The organism is Actinomycetota bacterium, assembly GCA_036280995.1.
In the GTDB taxonomy this organism is placed as follows: Bacteria; Actinomycetota; CALGFH01; order CALGFH01; family CALGFH01; genus CALGFH01.
On sequence record DASUPQ010000547.1, the window covers coordinates 1 to 21,665 of the forward strand.

The window sequence follows — 21,665 nt, forward strand, 5'->3', positions numbered from 1 at the left end:
GGTGGTGGGCGCGGCGGTGGTCGCCGGTGCCTCGGGGGTGGGGGTCTCGGTGGTCGGCGCGGCCGGGGTCGGCGAGCCCTGGGCGGCCTGGGCGGGCTCGTTCGCGCCGGTGTCGCAGGCGGCCAGGAGCAGGGTCGCGGCCAGCGCGGCCGCCACCAGGGTGGCCCCGCTCCGCCTGCTGCGCCCGCTGCCTGCCAACGTCCCACCTCCGGACGGTCCGCGTTCCGCTGTCATGTCCAGTCGTACCAGAGCGACCGTTCCCGCGCCGTCTCGGCCGGGTAACGGTTCCGTTCCCGCTCAGCCCACCTTGGGGGTGGCCCGGTCGACGATGGCCGGCAGGTCGAGGCCGGACGGCAGGGTGCCGAACGCGACCCCGCCGTCGCCGGCGACCCGGGAGGCGCAGAAGGCGTCGGCCACCGCCGGGTGGCCGTGGCGGACCAGCAGCGCCCCCTGGAGGAGCACGGCCAGCCGCTCGACCAGCCGGCGGGCGCCCGCCTGGAGCCCGACCGGGTCGGCGGCGGCGGCCAGCTCCCGCTCGACCGCGGCCGCGGCCCGGTCCAGCCGCGGCTCGGCCGCCCGGGCCGGCGCGACCTCGTCCAGCAGTGCCGCCAGGCCGTCGGGCTGCCTGGCCAGGACCCGCAGGACGTCCAGGCTGTTGATGTTGCCGGCGCCCTCCCAGATGGAGTTGAGCGGCGCCTCCCGGTACAGCCGGGGCATGCCGCTCTCCTCCACGTACCCGTTGCCGCCCAGGCACTCCAGCGCCTCGGCGGCCACCGCCGGGGCGCGCTTGCACACCCAGTACTTGGCCATCGCCGTGGCCAGCCGGCGCAGGGCCGCCTCGGCCGGGTCGCGGGCCGCCCGGTCGAACGCGCCCGCCACCCGCATGGCCAGCAGCGTGGCCGCCTCCGACTCGACCGCCAGGTCGGCCAGGACGTTGGCCATCAGCGGCTGGTCGGCCAGCCGGCGCCCGAACGCGCTGCGGTGGGCGGCGTGGTGGGCCGCCTGGGCGACCGCCTGGCGCATCAGGGCCGCCGACCCGACCACGCAGTCCAGCCGGGTGTGGTTGACCATCTCCAGGATGGCGGCCAGGCCCCGGCCCGGCTCGCCGACCAGCCAGCCGGTGGCGCCGTCCAGCTCGACCTCGGCCGAGGCGTTGGCCCGGTTGCCGAGCTTGTCCTTGAGCCGCTGGAGATGGAAGCCGTTGCGCCCGCCGTCGGGGAGCACCCGCGGGACCAGGAAGCAGCTCAGCCCGGCCGGCGCCTGGGCCAGGACCAGGAAGGCGTCGCTCATCGGGGCCGAGCAGAACCACTTGTGCCCGGTGAGCCGCCACTCGCCGTCCCCGGCCGGGGCCGCCCTGGTGGTGTTGGCCCGGACGTCGCTGCCGCCCTGCTTCTCGGTCATGGCCATGCCGCACAGCGCCCCCGCCTTGCCCGCGACCGGCGCCAGGACCGGGTCGTAGGCGAGCGTGGTCAGCTTCGGCTCCCAGACCGCGGCCAGCTCGGGGCTGGCCCGCAGGGCGGGCACGGCCGCGAAGGTCATGCTGACCGGGCAGCCGTGGCCGGCCTCGACCTGGCTCCAGAGGTGGAACCCGGCCGCCCTGGCCACCTGCGCGCCCGGCCGCGGGTCGCGCCAGGGGCTGGCGTGCAGGCCGTGGGAGACCGCCGTGCCCAGCAGCCGGTGCCAGGCCGGGTGGAACCCGACCTCGTCGACGCGGCGGCCGTAGCGGTCGTGGGTGCGCAGCACCGGCGGGCTGGCGTCGGCCGCCGCGGCCCAGGCGATCGCCTCCGGGGTGCCGGCCAGGACGCCGAGGGCCCGGACCCGCTCGGTGGCCCAGCCGGCCCCCTCCCGGTGCAGCGCCTCCGCCAGCACCGGGTCGGCGTCGTAGAGGTCGTAGCCGGCCAGCGGCGGCGGCTGGTTCAGCACCTCGTGGGTGGGCGGCACAGCCCCAGGCTACAGCTCGTCCAGGGTGGCGAACAGCCTGGCGAAGCGGTGCAGGGGCTCGCGGCCGATGGCCGGCAGCAGCCGCTGCTGCTGGTGCAGGAGGTGGCGGGCCGGGCGGTAGCGGTCAAGGGCCATGCCGGTGGCCCGCTCGACCCGCCGCACGATCGAGCCCTCGCCGGCCAGCTCGGCCGGGTCGAGCCCCTCGGTCCCGGTCGCGGCCAGCAGGTGCAGGTAGAAGGCCTCGTCGAACAGGTCCTCGAGCCCGGCCTCGCTCTGGCCGGTCAGCTCGGTCAGGGCCAGCAGCCGCTCTGGCAGCACCACCCCCTGCTCGGCCAGGGCCCGGACGCCGGGGTGGCCGGCGCCGACCTCCAGCAGCACGGCCGCCTCCAGCGGCGCGCCCAGCAGGGCGGCCAGCAGGGGCAGGCCGGCGAGCCCGCCGGTGGGCAGCACCCGCCAGGCCGGGTCGAGGCCCCGGCGCCCCCCTTCGCGCAGGTAGCCGCTCATCACCTCGAGGTAGACGAGGTCGGGGACGCCGCCGACGAGCAGGGTGCGGGGGCCGGCCCCGAGACCCTCGAGCACGGCGGTGGCCAGCGCCCCGGAGAGGGGCAGGACGGTGTCGCGGCTGGTCGCCCCCGCCCCCGTGCCCTCGCGGATCCGGGTCCCCTCCCCCTCCACGTCCTCGACGGTGCGGACCCGGTGGGGCCGGGTCGCGTCGACCATGAACGGCGAGTGGGTGGTGTAGACGACCTGGTGGTCGCCGGCGAGCTGCTCTTCCAGGTAGCGGAGCAGGTCGGCCTGGCCGGCGGCGTGGAGCCCGAGGCCGGGCTCGTCCAGCAGCAGGACCAGCCCTTCGGCGTCGCGCAGCTCCGAGAAGGCGGCCACGAACGAGAAGAACCAGACGAACCCGCCCGAGCGCTCGCCGAAGTTGGTCGTCACCCGGTGACGCTGGTTGCGGATGCGGACGTCGAGGAAGGGCGGGCCGCCCTGGCCGTTCTGGCCGGCCTCGCGGAAGTCCAGGTCGAGCTCGACGGTCAGCTCCGGGTTCTGGCTCCAGTAGCGGAAGACCTCCTCGCTCACCGTGGTGGCGGCGCTCTCCAGGGCGGCCTTGCGGACCTCGTACTCGGACTCGGCGAACTCGTCGGCGGCCACCCCGGCCAGCCGCAGCAGGGCCAGGGCGGTCCGCTCCCCCGGCTGGAGGGCGTCCTCGGCGGTCGCCTGGAGCCGCGGGATCGAGACCCGGCCCGGGAGCACGCTGTAGCCGTCGAAGTACAGCAGGCGGGGCAGCCGCGAGGTGAGCTCGGCGGCCAGCTCGCCGGCGGCCTCGTCGTCGCCGACCAGCAGCCGGCGCTGCCCCGAGTAGGCCCGCTCGACGGTCAGCTCCTTGGCGCCGAGCGCGTCGGGCCCGATCCGCCGGGCCACCGCCTCCAGGTCGGCCTCGTCGAGCTCGAAGGCAGCCGAGATCGGAGCCGTGCCGGCGATCTGGGCCCGGTCGCGCCCGCGCAGGCGGCGCGGGTAGTCGCGCAGCTCGTCGAACCCGCGGCCCGGCCCGCCGAACGGGTTGGCCTGGTGGAGGGCCTCCAGGAAGGCGGTCTTGCCGCTCTCGTTCTTGCCGACCAGGCAGGTCACGTCCGGCTCGAAACGGACAGTCCCCGAATGTTCGATGCTCCGGAATCTCCGAACCACCGCCGTTTTCAGGATCACGTTCCGCTCCACCTCGACACGGCGGAAATGTAGTTGAGATTTCCCGGTACGTGCCAATCGCCGGTTGGACACCGGTTCGCCCACCCCGCCCGGGTACATTTGCGTAGGGAAGCTGCAAAAGACTGCGCGTGATCGGGGACGTACCGCATCGTAGGCTCCGCCGGGCTTGGCGTCGCCATGGCAAGGAGAGTTCGAGGTGGCGTTGCGGTTGCTCACCCGGGTTCGCGGCACCCTCCCCCAAGGCCGCTCCCTTCCCGACGACGTCTGGCAGGGCCGCCACCGCGCGATCCTGTTCATCCTCTGGCTGCACGTGCCCGCCCTGGTCGCGGTGGCGTTCATCGCCCACGACGGCCCGGACGCCGCCTCCGGGATCGTGGTCGTCGCCGCCTCGGCGGCCCTGGCCACCGCCCCCTGGGGCGGGCGCCGCTGGCGCTCGGCCCTGGCCACCGTCGGGCTGCTGTCGGCGTCCTGCGTGCTCGTCGGCATGGGCGGGGGCACGGTCGAGCTCGCCTTCCATTTCTTCGTCACGATCGCCCTGGTCATGCTCTACCAGGACGGCTTCCCCTTCCTGATCGCGGTCGGCTTCGTGGCCGTCTACGCGGTGGTGTCGGCGGTGCTGGAGTCCCTCGGCATCTGGCCGGCGGCCGACACCTGGTCCAGCCCGTGGCTGCGGGCGGCCGTCGGCGAGCTGCTGATCCTGGCCACGGCCACCGCCAACCTGGCCAACTGGCGCCTCAACGAGGACAGCCGGGCCGAGGCCGAGCGCTCCTTCCAGCAGCTCTACGACGGCCAGCGGGCCGTGGTCCGCGAGCTGCAGCAGTCCCAGCGCCTCAAGGACGAGCTCTACAACGTCGTCTCCCACGAGCTGCGCACCCCGCTCACCGGCATCCTCGGGTTCGGCGAGCTGCTGCTCACGCGCGACCACCGGCTGAGCGCGGAGCAGCGCAAGGAGCACCTGGGCCGGATCCTGCGCGAGGCCCGCCGGCTCCAGCGGGTGGTCGACAACCTGGTCTACTCCTCCAAGGTCATCCAGCAGGACGGCAGCGCCGCCGCCGACCTGCGCGGGGTCGTGGGCGCGGTGGTCGAGGACCTCGAGGACGTGCCCGGCCGGGAGCGGCTCGACCTCCAGGTCGACCTCCTGGCCGCCCGGGAGGTGGCCATGCCGGCCGAGGCCCTGCGCCTGGTCATGGTCAACCTGCTCGGCAACGCCCTCAAGTACGCCACCCCGCTGACCACGGTCCGGGTGGCGGCGCGGCCGGTCGGCCCGGCCATGCTGGCCGTGTCCGTCACCAACACCGGCCCGCCGATCACCGCCGCCGACCGCGAGCGCGTCTTCGAGCCGTTCGTCCAGCTCGACTCCTCGCTGACCCGCAGCGCCTCCGGGGTCGGCCTGGGGCTGCACATCGTCCGGCGCCTGGTCGAGTCCTACGGAGGCACCGTCGAGGTGGAGTCCGCCGACGGCCTGGTCACCTTCACGATCGTGATCCCGGCCGTCCTGTCCGTCCCGGCCGACGACGCGCCCGGCCCGGAGCCGGCGGCCGTCGGGGCCCGCCATCAGCCGAACGGCTGACCGGCCGATCCACCGTCCGGCGCTCCCCCGCCGCCGCGGCCTCTCGTACCATCGGTCCGGAGAGGTGGCCACGAGAGGAGCGGCCGGCTGGACTGCGAGCGCGAGCGCGGGGTCGACGCCTGGGACCAGTACGGGTGGGTCTGGGACGCCGCCCTCTACGGCCTGCTCGCCCTGACCCTGGTCCTGGCCGTGCTCGACCCGGCGACCGCCGGGGAGCGCTGGGCCCTGGCCGGGCTGAGCGTGCTCATGGCGGCCTGGCAGCTCGCGTTCCGGCGGCTCGGGATCGACGAGCAGCGGCCGCTGCTGGTCCTGGTCTACCTGGCCGGGCTGCTGGGGACCTGGTTCGTGCTGGCCGGCATCCATCCCGCCTTCTTCACGCTCCTGCTCGTCCTGTACCCGCAGGTCTTCCGCCACCTGCGGCTCTCCCTGGCCATCCCGGCGGCGTTCGCCCTCAGCATGTCGGTCGTCTGGCGGGAGGTGCTGGAGACGGGCCGGCCGCTGTGGGAGAACCCCGGGGCGATCGTGGGCGGCCTGATCTCGGTGGTGTTCGGCAGCCTGTTCGCCATCTGGATCACCCGCATCATCGAGCAGAGCTACGAGCGGCGGGAGCTGATCGAGGAGCTGGAGACGACCCGCAGCGAGCTGGCCGCGGCCGAGCGCGAGGGCGGCCGCCTGGCCGAGCGCCAGCGCCTGGCCCGCGACATCCACGACACGCTGGCCCAGGGCTTCGTCAGCATCGTCCTGCAGCTCCAGGCGGCCGAGGCCGAGCTGCCCGACGGGGCCGAGGCGGCCCGCGGCCACCTGGAGCGGGCCCGCCGGACGGCCCGGGACAACCTGGCCGAGGCCCGGCGGCTGGTCTGGGACCTGCGGCCCGAGGCGCTGGCGGCGCCGCTGGGTGAGGCCATTGGCCGGCTGGCGGGCCGGCTGGCCGAGGAGACCGGCATGGTGGCGACGGCCACCGTCACCGGGACGCCGGCGCCGCTCAGCGCCGACGCCGAGGTCACCCTGCTCCGGGTCACCCAGGAGGCCCTGGCCAACGTGAGCCGCCACGCCCGCGCCGGCCGGGTGGCCGTCACCCTGTCCTACATGGACGGCGAGGCCGCCCTGGACGTGCGTGACGACGGGGACGGCTTCACCCCGACGGCCGACGGTTTCGGTCCCAACGGCGGCCTCGGCCTGCGGGGCATGCGCGAGCGGGTCGAGGCCCTTGGAGGCCGGCTGGCCGTCGAGAGCGCCCCCGGCCGGGGCACCACCATCGCCGTCACGGTGCCGTCGGAGTGATCCGCCTGCTGATCGCCGACGACCACCCGGTGGTCCGGGACGGGCTGCGGGGCATGCTGGCCGGCGAGGCCGACTTCGAGGTGGTGGGCGAGGCCGCCTCCGGGGCCGAGGCGGTGGCGGTGACCGAGCGGGAACGGCCCGACGTGGTCCTCATGGACCTCCAGATGCCGGAGATGGACGGGGCCACGGCCACGGCCGAGATCGCCGCCCGCTTCCCCGGGACCCGGGTGCTGGTCCTCACCACCTTCGACGCCGACGCGGACATCCTGCGGGCGGTCGAGGCCGGGGCCACCGGCTACCTGCTCAAGGACACCCCGAGGGAGCGGCTGTTCCCCGCCATCCGGGCCGCCGCCCGGGGCGAGACGGTGCTGGCCCCGACGGTGGCCACCCGGCTGGTCAGCCGGATGCGCCGGCCGGCCGAGGAGGCGCTCACCTCCCGCGAGGTCGAGGTCCTGGAGCTGGTCGCCCGCGGGTTCAGCAACGCCGACATCGCCGCCGCCCTGTTCATCAGCGAGGCCACGGTCAAGACCCACCTGCTGCACACCTTCGCCAAGCTGGGCGTGGACGACCGCACCGCCGCCGTGGTCGCCGCCCTGGAGCGCGGCATCATCACCCTCCCCCGCCGCACTCGCTAGCGAGCGATTTGACCCGCGCTGCGCCGCTGGACCAGGCTGTCCCGGTCATGCTTCGAGAGGGAAAGGATCCGGCGTGACCCAGTCAGACGTCACCGCATCCACCGGCGGGTCGGAGACGGCCACCCCGACCCGCTCCAGCCGGGCCGAACGCAACGCGGCCGCCGCCGACCTGGACCGTTCCCGAGGCAGCTTCGCGGCCACCCCGGCCACGGCCGTCCAGCTGGCCGAGATCGAGGAGGTCGACCCCTCGACCGTGTTCGAGGGGCCCGCCTTCTCGGACTGGCTGTCGGCCAACCTGGACCGGCTGGCCAAGGAGCTGGGCGTCAGCGGCCTGCGCGAGGTCGGGCGCGACGTCGGGGTCGGCTCCTTCACCGCCGACCTGCTCGCCCAGACCGACCGCGGGCGGCGGGTCGCCATCATGAGCCACCTGGAGCCGAGCGACCACCTGCACCTCGGCCAGATGATCACCTTCGCGGCCGGCCTCGATGTCTCGGCGGTGGTCTGGATCACCACCCGCATCGGCGAGGAGCACCGGGCGGTGCTCGACTGGCTCAATCAGCACGGCGACGACGAGGTGCGCTTCTTCGGGGTCGAGCTGCGCCTGCTGCGCATCGGCGGCTCCCCCCCGGGCGCCTCCTTCCACGTCGAGGCCCGCCCCAACGACTGGCAGAAGGTGATCAAGCAGCGCCAGCGGGTCGGCTCGCCGCTCAACTCCCGCACGCGGGAGTTCTAGGGCCTCCTACCGCGGCGGCAGGCCCCGGAGCTGGGCGACAAGAAAGCAGCAGGCGCGCAACTGGTCATTGACGCGGGCCGGGATATCCGGCCTCGCGTTCGGCCTTTGCCTGGTCCTCGATGCAGAACCGGGCTGCCGGCATCGCCTCCAGCCGCTCGTCGCCGATCGGGCGCCCGCAGGCCTGGCAGGTGCCATAGGTGCCCTGCTCCAGGCGCTGGAAGGCGGCCTCGATCTCCCGCAGCTCGTCGTCCACCTGCTCCAGCAGGGAGACGTTCTTCTCCATCTCGAAGGTCTCGGTGCCGCTGTCGCCGGGATGCTGGTCGAAGCTCGACAGCTCCCCGCCGGTGTCGGAGACCGCCTCGTCCCGCTCGCGATGGAGGTCGTCGCGGATCCCCTGGAGCCGGGTTCGCTCCTCCTCGAGCCGCCTCCTGGCCGTGGCCTTGTCCATGAGTCCTCCGGTGCTCCACGTCGTCTGGTCCGCGGAGACGCTACCAGCCTTCTCCGATCAGGACCGGTCGAGGCCGCGGCGGATGGCGTAGCGCATCAGCTCGTAGCGCCTGGAGAGCTGGAGCTTGGTGAGGATGTTCTGGACGTGGTTCTGGACGGTCTTGACGCTCAGGAACAGCTGGTCGGCGATCTCCCTGTAGGTGTAGCCCTTGGCCACCAGTCGCAGGACCTCGGTCTCGCGGGGCGTCAGGCCCGGCTCGGTGGTCCCGCTCATGCGCCGGAACTCGCCAAGGACCAGGGCGGCCAGCGTCGGGGAGAAGGCCGGCTCCCCGGCGCGCACCCGGACCACCGCGTCCACCAGCTCGGCCGCGGTGGCGCTCTTGAGCAGGTAGCCGCTGGCCCCGACCTTGACCGCCTCGAGCACGTCGGCCTCCTCGGCCGAGGCCGACAGGACCAGCACCTTGACGTGCGGGGACTCCTCGACGATGCGGCGGATCGCCTCCACCCCGGGGACCGTCGGCAGGTTCAGGTCCATCAGGACGAGCTCGGGCATGGCCTCGCGGGCCCGCTCGATGGCGTCGCCGCCGTCGGCGGCCTCGGCCACCACCTCGACCCGTCCCGACGCCTCCAGGTCGGCCCGGACCCCGTCGCGCCACATCGGATGGTCGTCGACCACCATCACCCGGACCTTGTCCTCAGCTGTCACGCTCGTCCTCCGCGGTGGGGGGAATGGGTACGCGCAGCTCGATCTCGGTGCCGGCCCCGGGCCGGCTGGCCACCCGCATGGTGCCGCCGAGCTGCTCGACCCGGCCCTTGACGCTCTTGGCCAGGCCGATCTTGCCCTCGGCGAGCAGCCGCCGCTCGTCGTAGGCGAAGCCGCGACCGTCGTCGCGGACGGTGAGCACGACCCCGCCGCCGTCCTCCTCGGCGAACAGCGCCACCCGGGAGGCGCCGGCGTGCTCGACCACGTTGTCGAGGGCCTGGCGGACGGCCGCGGCCAGCTCCTCGACATGGCCCGCCGGCAGCCACAGGGCGCCGGTGGCCCCCACGGTCACCGGCAGCGACGGCTCGGCCCCGGCGAGCGCCTCCAGCGCCGCCCGCAGCGAGGCGGCCCCGGCCGGCGTCTCGGCGGCGGCGGGCTCGCGCAGGATCAGCGAGCGCAGGGCCCGCTCCTGGCCGGCGGCCATCTCGGCCAGCCCGGCCACCTGGTCGGCCGGGACCGGCCCGGCGCCGGCCAGCTCCCGGCCGCGCTTGTGGACCAGGGCCAGGGCCTGGAGCACCGAGTCGTGGATCTGGCGGGCCAGCGACTCCCGCTCGGCCAGCCGGGCCGCCCGCTCGCGGGCCCGGATGGTCTCCTCGGTGGCCTGGCGGAGCTGGCCCGCCGACCGCTCCAGCAGGCGCGCCACCAGGCCGACGGCCCCGCCGGCGAGCACGAAGTTCAGCGTCCCGCCGGCCAGGTCGAGCAGAACCGCCGGCTCCTCGGCGGCCAGGTCGATGCCGTTGGCGAGTTGGCCGGCGACCAGCGACGCGCCCAGCACCAGCCCGGCGGCCACGCCGCCGCCAACGCCCCGGGCCGCCCCCCAGGTGACGGCGGCCGCCACCGGGTAGCCGGCGGCGAACCACGGTCGCTCGCCAACGGTGGCCGCCGGCATGACCAGCCCGGCGACCAGGTTGACGGCGGCGGCCAGGGCCAGGTCGGCCGCCAGCACGGGCCAGGCCGGCGGTGGGCGGGCCACCGTCAGCCACCCCGTCCAGGCGGCCAGCGCGGCGATCGTGGCCCAGGCCAGCGCGGGGCGGCGCAGCTCCCCGGCGGTCAGGGCCAGCACCACCATCCAGGCCAGGCTCACCCATCGGAACGCCAGGATCCCGAGCGACAGCACCGCCTGGCCGCGCTCGGCCTCCGACGGGATCCGCCCCGCATCGCTCACGGGGAGGAGCCTAGCCCAGGGGCGCGGCGACCGGCTCCTCGGCCTCGCCCGCGGTCGCCGAGGCCCGGGCCGCGGCCACCACCCTGCTCAGGGCGGCGGTCATGGCCTGGACCTCGTCGGGCGCCAGGTGGCGGGTGAAGTGCTCGTGGATGCCACGCAGGTGGATCGGGGCGGCACGGCGCAGGGCGCTGCGGCCCTGGTCGGTGAGGACCGCGAACCACCCGCGGCGGTCGTCCTCGCAGCGCTCGCGGCGGACCAGCCCGGCCTCCACCATCCGGTCGACCAGGCGCGACAGCCCGCTCTTGGAGAGCAGGACCGAGGCCGACAGCTCCTGCATGCGCAGCCGGCCCCCCGGGGCCTCGGAGAGGTTGAGGAGCACGTCGTAGCGGCTCAGGGGCAGGCCGCGCTCGTCCACCAGTTCACGCTCGAGCAGCTCGGTGACGGTGGCGTGGGCCTCCAGCAGCAGGCGCCAGGCAGCCAGCTGCGCAGGATCGGGTCGGGCCGGCATCCACCCATTGTAAGTGGTCGTCCAGGCACCGACCGTCAGCAACGCGCGATCTGGAGTAGCCCAGAAGAACCAAATTCCACACAGGTTGTTTGGTTCTCCAGGACCGGGATACTCGTCCCCTCCCCGAAGAGAAGCGGCAAGACAAGCAGGGGCCCGATGGATACCTGCGCCCGCCGATTGTGCAAAGGATCACAAGATGCGCGTCCTTGGTGTGAACGCGGTGTTCCACGATCCGGCCGCCGCCCTGGTGGTCGACGGCCAGGTGGTGGCCGCGGCCGAGGAGGAGCGCTTCACCCGGCGCAAGCACGGCAAGCTGCCGGTCCCGTTCGCCACCTGGGAGCTGCCCGAGCAGTCGGCCGCCTGGTGCCTGGCCGAGGCCGGCCTGTCACCCGAGGACCTGGACGCCGTCGCCTACTCCTACGACCCGGCCCTGGCCCCGCCGGCCGGCCCCGACGTGACCGGCGACGGCTGGGAGGGGCTGCGCACCCTCTATGCCGAGCGGGCCCCGATGTTCCTGCGCGCCGCCCTGCCCGGGCTCGACCCGGCGAGCGTCCGCTACGTCCCCCACCACGTGGCCCACGCCGCCTCGGCCCACCTGGCCGCCCCCTACCCCAGCTCGAGCGTGCTGGTGCTCGACGGCCGCGGCGAGGCCGCCTCCCACCTGGCCGGGCGCTCGGTCGACGGCGACCTCGAGATCCTGGCCGCCCAGCGCCTCCCCCACTCCCTCGGCCTGCTCTACGAGGAGATCACCGACCACCTCGGGTTCCGGCGCTCCTCCGACGAGTACAAGGTCATGGCCCTGGCCGCCTACGGGAAGCCCGCCTACCTCCGGGAGCTGCGCGAGGCGGTCCGGGTCACCGGCGACGGCGGCTTCACCGTGGCCCCGATCGAGCTTGACACCCTGGCCAAGCGGCGCGCCAAGCACGAGGAGTGGACCGGCGAGCACGCCGACCTGGCCGCCAGCGTCCAGCTCCGCCTCCAGGAGGTGCTGCTGGAGCTGGTCCGCTGGCTGCACGCCCAGACCGGCGACCGCGACCTGACCATGGCCGGCGGGGTCGCGCTCAACTGCGTGGCCAACTCGGTCCTGGCCGAGCAGGGGCCGTTCCAGCGCATCTGGGTCCAGCCGGCCGCCGGCGACGCCGGCACCGCCCTCGGCGCCGCCATGCACGTCGCCCACGCCCTCGGCGACCGGGTCGCGCCCATGCCCACCGCCGCCCTCGGGCGGGGCTGGACCGACGACGAGCTGGCCGCCTGGCTGGCCACGGCCCGGGTCGCCTACGAGCGCCCGCCCGACCTGGCCGACGCCGTGGCCGAGGTGATCGCCGCCGACGGGGTGGTGGCCTGGTTCCAGGGCCGCAGCGAGTACGGGCCGCGCGCCCTCGGGCACCGCAGCCTGCTCGCCAACGCCACCAGGGCGGCCAACCTGGAGCGGCTCAACGACGTCAAGGGCCGCGAGCAGTTCCGCCCGGTGGCGCCCATGGTCCTGGCCGACCTGGCCGGCGACATCTTCGAGGGCCCCATGCCCAGCCCCTACATGCTGTTCACCCACCGGGTGCGGCCGGCCTGGCGCGAGCGCATCCCGGCCGTCGTCCACGTCGACGGCAGCGCCCGCATCCAGACCGTCGACCCGGCCGACGAGCCGCTGGTGGCGCGCCTGCTGGAGGCGGTCGAGCGCCGCACCGGGGTGCCGGTGGTGGTCAACACCAGCCTCAACACGGCCGGCCGGCCCATGGTCGACGACCCCCGCGACGCCCTCGAGTGCTTCGGGTCGGCTCCGGTCGACGTCCTCGCCCTCGGGCCGTTCCTGGTCCGGCGGGCCGCCTTCACCCGGCCATGACCTTCGACGTGGTCGTTCCCACGGTGGGGCGGGACAGCCTCCGGCGGCTGCTGACGGCCCTGGCCGAGGGGACCGGGCCGGCGCCGGGACGGGTGCTGGTCGTCGACGACCGGGGCGACCGGACGGGGCCACTGCCGCTCCCCGAGGGTGGCGGGATTGAGGTCGAGGTGGTCCCGGGCCGGGCGGCTGGGCCGGCGGCGGCGCGCAATCTCGGCTGGCGGCGGGCGACGGCGGGGTGGGTGGCGTTCCTGGACGACGACGTGGTCCCGGAGCCCGGGTGGTCCGAGGCGCTGGCCCGCGACCTGGAGGGCCTGCCGGACGACGTGGCCGCGAGCCAGGGCCGGGTGCGGGTCCCCATGCCGGCCGGGCGGCGGCCGACCGACTGGGAGCGGAACGTCCGGGGGCTGGAGACGGCCCGCTGGGCCACGGCCGACATGGCCTACCGGCGGGACGTGCTCGCCCGCGCCGGCGGGTTCGACGAGCGGTTCCCGCGGGCCTACCGGGAGGACGCCGACCTGGGGCTGCGGGTGGTCCGCGCCGGGTACCGGATCGTCACCGGTACGCGGGTGGTCTCGCACCCGGTGCGGGCGGCGGGATGGCTGGTCAGCCTGCGGCTCCAGGCCGGGAACGCGGACGACGCCCTCATGCGAGGGCTGCACGGGCGCGGGTGGCGGGAGGCGGCCGGGGTGCCGCGGGGGCGGCGGCCTTGGCATCTGGTGGTCACGGGGCTGGGGGTCGTGGGGGTCGGGGGGCTGTTGTTCGCTCGCCGTGGTGGCCCAACCTCCGGGGGGGCCGCCTGGCGGTGGGTTGCGGGCGCGGCCGGCCTTGGGTGGCTGGCCGGGACCGTGGAGCTGGCGCTGGCGCGCATCGTTCCTGGGCCTCGGAACCCGGGGGAAGCCACCGGCATGGCTGTGACCAGCCTGTTGCTGCCGCCGGTGGCGACCTGGCACTGGCTCCGGGGGTGGGTGCGGCTGCCGTGGCTGCTGGCCGACCGGTCGCGGGCGCCCCGGCCCTCCGCTCCTCCGGCGGCGGTGTTGTTCGACCGGGACGGGACCCTGGTGGCGGACGTTCCCTACAACGGGGATCCCGGGCGGGTGGTGGTGATGCCGGGGGCCCGGGAGGCGGTGGAGCGGCTGCGGGGGGCCGGGGTGCCGACGGCGGTGGTGTCGAACCAGAGCGGGGTCGGCCGGGGGCTGCTGCGGGTCGAGCAGGTGGAGGCGGTCAACCGGCGGGTCGAGGAGCTGCTGGGGCCGCTGGGGCCGTGGATGGTGTGCCTGCACGGGCCGGGGGACGGGTGCCGGTGCCGGAAGCCGGGGCCGGGGTTGATCGAGGCGGCGGCGGGGGCGCTGGGGGTCGACGCGCGGGACTGCGTGGTCATCGGGGACATCGGGGCCGACGTGGAGGCGGCGCGGGCCGCGGGGGCGCGGGCGGTGCTGGTGCCGACGGCGGTGACCCGGGAGGAGGAGGTGGCCGCCGCCCCGGAGGTGGCCGCCGACCTGGTGGCGGCGGTCGAGCTGCTGCTCGGTCCCGCGGAGGGGCGACGATGAGCCGGCCGGAGGGGTTCGGGGAACCCCAGGGGGGTGCCCCGATGGGTCGTCACGTCCTGGTGGCCAGGCAGGACAGCGTCGGGGACGTGCTGCTGGCCGGGCCCGCGGTGCGGGCCGTGGCGGCGGGGGCGGAACGGGTGACGCTGCTGTGCGGGCCGCGGGGGCGGGCCGCGGGGGCGCTGCTGCCCGGGGTCGACCAGGTCGTGGTCGCCCATGCGGCCTGGATCGACGCGGCGCCGCGGCCGGTGACCAGGGCGGAGGTGGACGAGCTGGTGGACCGGCTCGTGGACCTGGAGGTCGACCAGGCGCTGGTGCTGACCTCGTTCCACCAGAGCCCGCTGCCGCTGGCGCTGCTGCTGCGGATGGCCGGGGTGCCGACGATCGCGGCCATCAGCGTCGACTACCCGGGGTCGCTGCTGGACGTGCGCCACCGGGTGGACGACGACCTGCACGAGGTCGAGCGGGGGCTGTCGCTGGCCGCGGCCCTCGGGTACCGGCTGGCGGACGGGGACGACGGGCGGCTGGCGGTACGGCGGGATCCACCGGCCGGCCTGCCCGACCTGGGGGACGGGCCCTATGTGGTCGTCCATCCGGGGGCGTCGGTGCCGGCGCGGGCGTGGGCCCCGGAGCGGCACGCGGCGCTGGTCGGGGCGCTGGTCGCCGCCGGGCGGCGGGTGGTGGTGACCGGCGACGCCGGCGAGCGGCGGCTGACCGCGACGGTCGCCGGGGGCCGGTCCGGGGTGGTCGACCTGGGCGGGCGGGTCGACCTGGCCGGGTTGGCCGAGGTGCTGGCCGGGGCCGAGGTGGTGGTGGTCGGCAACACCGGGCCGGCCCACCTGGCGGCGGCGGTGGGGACGCCCGTGGTGTCGCTGTTCTCGCCGGTGGTGCCGGCCGTGCGCTGGCGGCCCTGGGGGGTGCCGCAGGTGCTGCTGGGCGACCAGCTGGCGGCCTGCGCGGGGTCGCGGGCCCGGGTCTGCCCGGTGCCGGGCCATCCCTGCCTCGACGGGGTGCCGGTCGAAGGGGTCGTGGCCGCGGTCGACCAGCTGGCGGCCGTGCGGGCTGTCGAGGGGGTGACGGGGTGAGGGTGCTGCTGTGGCATGTCCACGGGTCGTGGACGACCGCGTTCGTGCAGGGGCGGCACGAGTACCTGATCCCGGTGACCCCGGACCGGGGGCCGGACGGGCTGGGGCGGGCCCGGACCTGGTCGTGGCCGGCGTCGGCGGTGGAGGTGACCAGGGAGGAGGCGGCCGCGGCCGAGGTCGACGTGGTCGTGCTCCAGCGGCCGCACGAGCTGGGTGGGCTCGCCGAGGAGTGGCTCGGGCGGCGGCGGCCGGGGCGGGAGGTGCCCGCGGTCTACCTGGAGCACAACGCCCCCCAGGGGCGGATCAACGAGCTGCGCCACGTCGCCGCCGATCGGGACGAGCTGGTGGTCGTGCACGTCACCCACTTCAACGACCTGTTCTGGGACTGCGGGAGCACCCCCACCCGGGTGATCGAGCACGGCATCGTCGACCCTGGCGAGCGCTACAGCGGGGAGGTGCCCGCGGCCGCGGTGGTGGTCAACGAGGCCGGGCGGCGCGCCCGGGTGACCGGGACCGACCTGCTGGCGCGGCTGGGGGCGGCGGTGCCGCTCGACCTGTTCGGGATGGGGTCGGAGCGGCTCGCCGGGACGCCGGGAGTGCGGTCGGTGGCCGACCTGGCCCAGGACCGGCTGCACGCCGAGATGGCCAGGCGGCGGCTGTACCTGCACCCGGTGCGCTGGACCTCCCTCGGGCTGTCGCTGCTGGAAGCCATGCACCTGGGGATGCCGGTGGTGGCGCTGGCCACCACCGAGGTCGTGGAGGCGGTGCCGCCCGAGGCCGGGGTCATCTCGACCCGGGTCGAGGCCCTGGCCGACGCGGCCAGGCGGCTGGTGGCCGACCCCGAGCAGGCCCGGCTGATGGGCAAGGCCGCCCGGGTCGCCGCCACCGAGCGCTACGGGCTGGAGCGGTTCCTGGGCGAGTGGGACGCGTTGCTGGAGGAGGTGCGCGACCGATGAGGGTCGCGATGGTGAGCGAGCACGCCAGCCCTCTGGCCGTGCTCGGCGGCGCCGACGCCGGTGGGCAGAACGTGCACGTGGCCGCGCTCTCGGCCGCGCTGGCCAGGCGCGGGGTCGAGGTCGTGGTCCACACCCGGCGGGACGACCCCGGCCTGCCCAGGCGGGTGGTCGCGGCCCCCGGGGTGACCGTCGAGCACGTCGACGCCGGGCCGGCCCGGCCGATCCCCAAGGACGACCTCCCGCCCCACATGGGCGAGTTCGCGGCCCGGCTGCGCCGGTCCTTCCGCGACGACCCGCCGGACGTGGTCCACGCCCACTTCTGGATGTCGGGCCAGGCGGCGCTGGCCGCCGCGCGGCCGCTGGGGATGCCGGTGGTCCAGACCTTCCACGCCCTCGGGGTGGTCAAGCGGCGCCACCAGGGCGCCAGGGACACCAGCCCGCCGGGCCGGCTGGCCGACGAGGCGGCGGTGGCCAGGGACGCCGACCGGATCGTCGCCACCTGCTCGGACGAGGTGTTCGAGCTGGTCAGGATGGGCGCCGACCTGCGCCGGATCGCGGTCGTGCCCTGCGGGGTCGACCTGGAGCTGTTCCGGACCGACGGGCCCGTCGCGCCACGGCCCGCCGGCCGACACCGCCTGCTCGTGGTCAGCCGGCTCGTCGAGCGCAAGGGCATCGGCGACGTGGTCGCCGCCATGGCCAGGCTCCCGGGGGCCGAGCTGGTCGTGGCCGGAGGCCCGCCCGCCGCGGAGCTGGCCGGCGACCCCGAGGCACGGCGCCTGCTGGCCCTGGCCGAGCGGGCCGGGGTGGCCGGGCGGGTCCGGCTGCTCGGCCGGGTCGGGCGCGCCGACCTCCCCGCCCTCTACCGCTCGGCCGACCTGGTGGTGAACGTGCCCTGGTACGAGCCGTTCGGGATCGTGCCCCTCGAGGCGATGGCCTGCGGCGTCCCGGTGGTCGCCTCGGCCGTCGGTGGGCTGGTCGACACCGTCGTCGACGGTGTCACCGGCGCCCACGTCCCACCCCGGCGACCCGCGGTCCTGGCCGCGACCCTCGCCGCCCTCCTGGCCGACCCACCCCGCCGAGCCGCCCTCGGCGCGGCCGGCGCCCGCCGCGCCCGCCGCCGCTACGGCTGGGACCGCATCGCCCGCGGCACCCTCGAGGTCTACGCCGGCCTCCCCGCCGGCTTGGTCGCCGGTCGCCCCGCCGACCTTCCCGGTGGCCACCCGGCCGGCCTGCCCGGTGGCCGCCCCACCGGCCTGCCCGCCGGGCGCGCCGGCCGCCCCGCCGGGGTGGTGGACAGCCGCGAGCATCCCAGTTCCGGGTCGGCTACGCTCCCCCTCCGGGGGGCCTCGCAACCGGGGGCCGGGTTCGCGCGTGCGCCGAAGCGGCAGTCGGGGAGGGGACCCCGGTGAGCCGCGACCCGGCACCGGTGAGCCGCGACCCCGCTCCGGTGACCTACGACCCCGCACTGATGGGCCGCGACCCCACGCCGGTGACCCGGTCGTGGGCGACCCATCGCCCGCGGAGGCGGGGCCCGCTGGTGGTGGTGGGGGATGCGCTGCTCGACCGGGATCTCGACGGGCGGGCGGAGCGGCTGGCGCCGGATGCGCCGGTGCCGGTGGTGGATGATCCGGCGGAGCGGCGGCGGGCCGGGGGGGCGGCGCTGGCGGCGACCCTGGCCGCGTGGGAGGGGCGGGAGGTGGTGCTGGTTACGGCGCTGGCCGCGGACGAGGCGGGGGTGGTGCTGCGGGCGCTGCTGGAACGGGCCGGGGTGGAGGTGGTCGACCTGGGGCTGACCGGGGAGACGCCGGAGAAGATCCGGGTCCGGGCCGGTGGGCGGTCGCTGCTGCGGGTTGACCGGGGTGGGCGGCCGGGAGTGGTCGGGCCGCTGGGGCGGGAGGGGCGTGGCGCCCTTGGCGGGGCGGCGGCGGCGCTGGTGGCCGACTACGGGCGGGGTGTGGCCGCGGAACCTGGGGTGCGGGAGGCGCTGGCCGGGCTGCCGGCGCGAACGCCGTTGGTCTGGGACCCGCATCCTCGCGGTCCGGCGCCCGTGCCCGGGGCGCGGCTGGCCACGCCGAACCGGGCCGAGGCGGCCGGGTTCGCCCCCGAGGTGGCCGGCGACGGCCTGGCCGCGGTGACGGCCAGGGCACGGGCGCTGGCCGGGCGGTGGGCGGTCGCCGGGGTCGCCGTCACCCTCGGCGCCGGAGGCGCCCTGCTGGTCGAGGGGGCCGGCGCGCCGCTGGTCGTGCCCGCCCCGGCGGCCGCCGGGGGCGACCCCTGCGGCGCCGGCGACCGGTTCGCCGCCGCCGCGGCCGGCCTGCTCGCCGACGGCGCCCTCCCATCGGAGGCGGTCGCGGGCGCGGTCGCGGCCGCCACCGCCTTCGTCGCCACCGGCGGCGCGGCCACCGTCGACCTGGACATTGGTCAAGTCGGCCTGAACATGGGTCGACCGGGCGCGCCGAAACCCCGGCCGTCGCTGCCTGGCCCCCCGGTGGGGGAGCGTGGCCGAGCCGGGAGCGGCGTGCTCGCGGCTGTCCACAGCCCCGACCCGCCGCCCACGGGCGGCTCCCCCACGGGCGCCTCCCCCACGGGCGCCTCCCCCACGGGCGCCTCCCCCGCTGGCGGCTCCCCGATGGAACGGGCCCTGGACCTGATCGGGGTCGTGCGGGCCCAGGGCGGGACCGTGGTCGCCACCGGCGGGTGCTTCGATCTGCTGCACGCCGGCCATGTGGCCACGCTGCGGGCGGCGCGGGCGCTGGGGGACTGTCTGGTAGTGTGTCTGAACTCCGACGACTCGGTACGCCGGCTCAAGGGCCTGGAACGCCCCCTGGTTCCGGAGGCGGATCGGGTCGCGGTGCTGGAGGCGCTCGGCTGCGTGGACGCGGTCGTGCCCTTCGACGAGCGGACCCCGGAGGCGGTTCTGCAGCGGCTGCGGCCCGACGTGTTCGCCAAGGGCGGCGACTACGCCCTGGCCGACCTGCCGGAGGCGGCCCTGCTGGCCAGCTGGGGCGGCCAGGCCGTCGTGCTCCCCTACCTCGAAGGCCGCTCGACCACGCAGTTGATGAAGGAGGTCGTCCGACGTGACAGCCACTGACGGGCCGGTGCAGGACCGCCGGCCGGGCACGGTCCTGGTGACCGGCGGGGCATCCGGCCTGGGCGCGGCCGTCGCCCTGGCCGTCCGCGACGCCGGCGGGCGCCCGTACGTGCTCGACCTGGTCACCCCGCCCTTCGAGGTCGACCACGAGCTGGTCGACCTGGCCGACGGCCGCGCCGCCGCCGCCGCCGTCGACCGGGCCGCCGGGCGCCGGGGCGGGCTCGACGCGGTCGTGACCGCCGCCGGGGTCGACGCCTGCGGCCCCCTTGACAGCGTCCCCGCCGACGCCTGGGAGCGGGTGGTGGCCGTCAACCTGCTGGGCACGGCCGCCGTCGTCCGGGCCGCCCTCCCCCACCTGGAGCGCGGCGGCGGCAAGGTGGTCACCGTCGCCTCCACCCTCGGCCTGCGCGCCCTGCCCGACGCCACCGCCTACTGCGCCTCCAAGTTCGGCGTGGTCGGCTTCACCCGGGCCCTGGCCGCCGAGCTGGCCGGCCGGGTCGGCGTCACCCTGCTGATCCCCGGCGGCATGCACACCGCCTTCTTCGACGGCCGCCCTGAGCAGTACAAGCCGGCGTCGGACGCCAAGCTGAACCGGCCCGAGGACGTCGCCCAGGCGGTCCTGTTCGCCCTCGGCCAGCCGCCCGGCTGCGAGGCCAGGGAGCTGCTGGTGGCCCCGTCGACGGAGTCGTCGTGGCCGTGACCCCGGCCGGCCTGCGCGAGGCGCCCCGGCCCCGCCCGGCCGTGGTGGTGCTGCGCGCCCTCGGCCTTGGCGACCTGCTCACCGCCATCCCGGCCCTGCGGGCCCTGGCCGACGCCTTTCCGCGGCATCCGCGGCTGCTGGCCACCCCGGCCGTCCTGGCCCCCCTGGCCCGGGCCTCGGGCGCGGTCGACGAGGTGGTCCCGGCCGACGGCCTCGGCGGACCGCTGCACCGGCGCCTGCACGGCGCCGGCCTGGCCGTGAACCTGCACGGCCGGGGCCCCGAGAGCTCCGACCTGCTGCTGGCCACCGAGCCCCGGCGGCTGGTCGCGTTCGCCCACCCGGCCGTGCCGGCCAGCTCCCAGGGGCCGCGCTGGCGGCCCGACGAGCACGAGGTGGCCCGCTGGTGCCGCCTGCTCGAGGAGAGCGGCATCGCCGCCGACCCGGCCCGGCTCGACCTGGAGCTGCCGCCCGGCCCGATCCCCCACGGAGTCCAGGGCGCCACCCTCATCCACCCGGGCGCGGCCAGCCCGGCACGGCGCTGGCCCCCCGAACGGTTCGCCGAGGTCGCCCGGTCCGAGGTCGCCAGCGGGCGGCGGGTGATCGTGACCGGCGGCCCGGCCGAGGTCGAGCTGGCCGCCGACGTCGCCGACCGGGCGGGCCTGCCGGAGAGCGCCGTCCAGGCCGGCCAGGGCGGCGTCCTCACCATCGCCCGCCTGGTCGCCGCCGCCGACCGGGTGGTGTGCGGCGACACCGGGGTCGCCCACCTGGCCACCGCCCTGCGCACTCCGTCGGTGGTCCTGTTCGGCCCCACCTCCCCGGCCCTGTGGGGCCCGCCCCCCGACCGGCCCTGGCACCGCCCCCTGTGGGCCGGGACCAGCGGCGACCCCCACGGCGAGCGACCCGACCCCGGTCTCCTGGCCATCGACGTCGACCAGGTCACCGAGGCCCTGGCCGACCTCCCCGCGGCCGCCGCCCCCCGCCCCGCCGGCCGCGCAACCGCCCGCGGCCGGGTCGCGTAGACCCGGTAGGGACCCGGGGAGAGAAGGGGCCGTCGCCATCCGCCAGCCTCCCCGGCCCAGGGCGCGTGTCGTCCCAACCCAGGGTGCCGGGCCCCCGAACGGGAGGGTAACCGGCGACCGGACGGGGTGCTCGCGGCTGTCCACAGCCCACCGCCGGGCGGCAGCGGAAGGGCGCGTCAGCCGCCGCGGGCGATAGCGGGCGGCGCGTCAGCCGCCGCGGGCGGTAGCAGGCGGCGCGTCAGACGGCCAGGACGAGGGCCGGGTTGCGGCCGCCGTTGGTGGAGGGGAGGCCGCTGAGGATGCGGCCGGTGACCTCCTCGACCAGGCCGACGCCGTCGACCATGGTGAGCAGGCGGCGGTGGCGGTAGTAGTCGATCAGGGGCCGGGTCTTGATCGCGAACACCTCCAGGCGGTGCCGGATCGTCTGCTCGGCGTCGTCGGCCCGGTGCTGGGCCGCCGCCCGCCCGGCCAGCCGCCGCAGCAGCTCCTCCTCGGCGGCCTCGAAGCAGAGCACGGCCTGCAGGGGCGTCCCCAGGTCGGCGAGCTGGCGGTCCAGGGCCTCGGCCTGGTTGACGGTGCGGGGGAAGCCGTCCAGCACGAACCCCGAGGCGCAGTCGTCGGAGGCCAGGCGCTCCATGACCATGGCGATGACCACCTCGTCGGGCACCAGGTCGCCCCGGTCCATGAAC

At 76.4% G+C, this 21,665-nt stretch carries 20 protein-coding genes; 12 read left to right on the top strand and 8 right to left on the bottom strand.

All coding sequences use genetic code 11. The features are described 5' to 3' along the window. The 3 genes from VF468_18305 to VF468_18315 all read right to left on the bottom strand — a co-directional run. Positions 1-198, bottom strand: a 198-nt coding sequence (locus VF468_18305) for a hypothetical protein (GenBank protein ID HEX5880242.1), incomplete at its 3' end; no start/stop codon positions are given. 99 nt (positions 199-297) lie between these two features. Further along, positions 298-1,941, bottom strand: a complete 1,644-nt coding sequence (locus VF468_18310; protein HEX5880243.1) for an isovaleryl-CoA dehydrogenase — start codon at positions 1,939-1,941, stop codon at positions 298-300. A gap of 9 nt (positions 1,942-1,950) precedes the next feature. Further along, positions 1,951-3,939, bottom strand: a complete 1,989-nt coding sequence (locus VF468_18315; GenBank protein HEX5880244.1) for an AAA family ATPase — start codon at positions 3,937-3,939, stop codon at positions 1,951-1,953. On the opposite strand from VF468_18315, the gene VF468_18320 reads away from it, so the two are divergent. The 4 genes from VF468_18320 (at position 3,839) to VF468_18335 (ending at position 7,861) form a co-directional block, all read left to right on the top strand. Next, positions 3,839-5,212, top strand: coding sequence for a HAMP domain-containing sensor histidine kinase (locus VF468_18320; protein ID HEX5880245.1), 1,374 nt, complete (start codon positions 3,839-3,841; stop codon positions 5,210-5,212). The genes VF468_18315 and VF468_18320 overlap by 101 nt on opposite strands. Before the next feature lie 189 nt (positions 5,213-5,401). Continuing rightward, positions 5,402-6,493 (top strand): sensor histidine kinase, encoded by a 1,092-nt coding sequence (locus tag VF468_18325; GenBank protein ID HEX5880246.1) that lies wholly within the window; start codon positions 5,402-5,404, stop codon positions 6,491-6,493. Next, the gene (locus VF468_18330; protein HEX5880247.1) at positions 6,490-7,128 is read left to right on the top strand and encodes a response regulator transcription factor; all 639 of its coding nucleotides are present in this window, start codon (positions 6,490-6,492) and stop codon (positions 7,126-7,128) included. The genes VF468_18325 and VF468_18330 overlap by 4 nt, the downstream gene beginning before the upstream one ends. Before the next feature lie 73 nt (positions 7,129-7,201). After that, complete coding sequence (locus VF468_18335) at positions 7,202-7,861, top strand: hypothetical protein (GenBank protein ID HEX5880248.1); 660 nt, start codon at positions 7,202-7,204, stop codon at positions 7,859-7,861. Positions 7,862-7,925: 64 nt separating this feature from the next. Here VF468_18335 and VF468_18340 read toward each other — a convergent pair whose 3' ends face one another. Genes VF468_18340 through VF468_18355 form a run of 4 tightly spaced genes read right to left on the bottom strand, consistent with a single transcriptional unit; the run spans position 7,926 to position 10,744 of the window. After that, the gene (locus tag VF468_18340; protein ID HEX5880249.1) at positions 7,926-8,309 is read right to left on the bottom strand and encodes a TraR/DksA C4-type zinc finger protein; all 384 of its coding nucleotides are present in this window, start codon (positions 8,307-8,309) and stop codon (positions 7,926-7,928) included. A gap of 57 nt (positions 8,310-8,366) precedes the next feature. Further along, positions 8,367-8,987: a response regulator transcription factor gene (locus VF468_18345; protein ID HEX5880250.1), complete on the bottom strand. Its 621-nt coding sequence runs from the start codon at positions 8,985-8,987 to the stop codon at positions 8,367-8,369. 16 nt (positions 8,988-9,003) lie between these two features. Further along, on the bottom strand, positions 9,004-10,236 hold the full coding sequence (locus VF468_18350; protein HEX5880251.1) for an ATP-binding protein: 1,233 nt from the start codon (positions 10,234-10,236) through the stop codon (positions 9,004-9,006). 10 nt (positions 10,237-10,246) lie between these two features. Continuing rightward, positions 10,247-10,744 carry a MarR family winged helix-turn-helix transcriptional regulator gene (locus VF468_18355; protein HEX5880252.1) on the bottom strand — a complete coding sequence of 166 codons (498 nt, stop codon included), beginning with the start codon at positions 10,742-10,744 and terminating at the stop codon, positions 10,247-10,249. A gap of 196 nt (positions 10,745-10,940) precedes the next feature. On the opposite strand from VF468_18355, the gene VF468_18360 reads away from it, so the two are divergent. Genes VF468_18360 through VF468_18395 form a run of 8 tightly spaced genes read left to right on the top strand, consistent with a single transcriptional unit; the run spans position 10,941 to position 20,976 of the window. Continuing rightward, complete coding sequence (locus VF468_18360; protein ID HEX5880253.1) at positions 10,941-12,581, top strand: carbamoyltransferase C-terminal domain-containing protein; 1,641 nt, start codon at positions 10,941-10,943, stop codon at positions 12,579-12,581. After that, positions 12,578-14,128, top strand: a complete 1,551-nt coding sequence (locus tag VF468_18365; GenBank protein HEX5880254.1) for an HAD-IIIA family hydrolase — start codon at positions 12,578-12,580, stop codon at positions 14,126-14,128. The genes VF468_18360 and VF468_18365 overlap by 4 nt, the downstream gene beginning before the upstream one ends. A gap of 41 nt (positions 14,129-14,169) precedes the next feature. Beyond that, complete coding sequence (locus VF468_18370; protein ID HEX5880255.1) at positions 14,170-15,210, top strand: glycosyltransferase family 9 protein; 1,041 nt, start codon at positions 14,170-14,172, stop codon at positions 15,208-15,210. Beyond that, positions 15,207-16,166 carry a glycosyltransferase gene (locus tag VF468_18375; GenBank protein HEX5880256.1) on the top strand — a complete coding sequence of 320 codons (960 nt, stop codon included), beginning with the start codon at positions 15,207-15,209 and terminating at the stop codon, positions 16,164-16,166. The genes VF468_18370 and VF468_18375 overlap by 4 nt, the downstream gene beginning before the upstream one ends. After that, the gene (locus tag VF468_18380) at positions 16,163-17,575 is read left to right on the top strand and encodes a glycosyltransferase (protein HEX5880257.1); all 1,413 of its coding nucleotides are present in this window, start codon (positions 16,163-16,165) and stop codon (positions 17,573-17,575) included. The genes VF468_18375 and VF468_18380 overlap by 4 nt, the downstream gene beginning before the upstream one ends. After that, positions 17,572-19,257, top strand: coding sequence for a PfkB family carbohydrate kinase (locus VF468_18385; GenBank protein HEX5880258.1), 1,686 nt, complete (start codon positions 17,572-17,574; stop codon positions 19,255-19,257). The genes VF468_18380 and VF468_18385 overlap by 4 nt, the downstream gene beginning before the upstream one ends. Further along, positions 19,244-19,957: an SDR family oxidoreductase gene (locus VF468_18390; protein HEX5880259.1), complete on the top strand. Its 714-nt coding sequence runs from the start codon at positions 19,244-19,246 to the stop codon at positions 19,955-19,957. Before VF468_18385 ends, VF468_18390 begins: the two co-directional genes overlap by 14 nt. Beyond that, complete coding sequence (locus VF468_18395) at positions 19,948-20,976, top strand: glycosyltransferase family 9 protein (protein HEX5880260.1); 1,029 nt, start codon at positions 19,948-19,950, stop codon at positions 20,974-20,976. The genes VF468_18390 and VF468_18395 overlap by 10 nt, the downstream gene beginning before the upstream one ends. A gap of 238 nt (positions 20,977-21,214) precedes the next feature. Here the strand turns inward: VF468_18395 and VF468_18400 are convergent. Further along, positions 21,215-21,665, bottom strand: a 451-nt coding sequence (locus VF468_18400; protein ID HEX5880261.1) for a nucleoside monophosphate kinase, incomplete at its 5' end; no start/stop codon positions are given.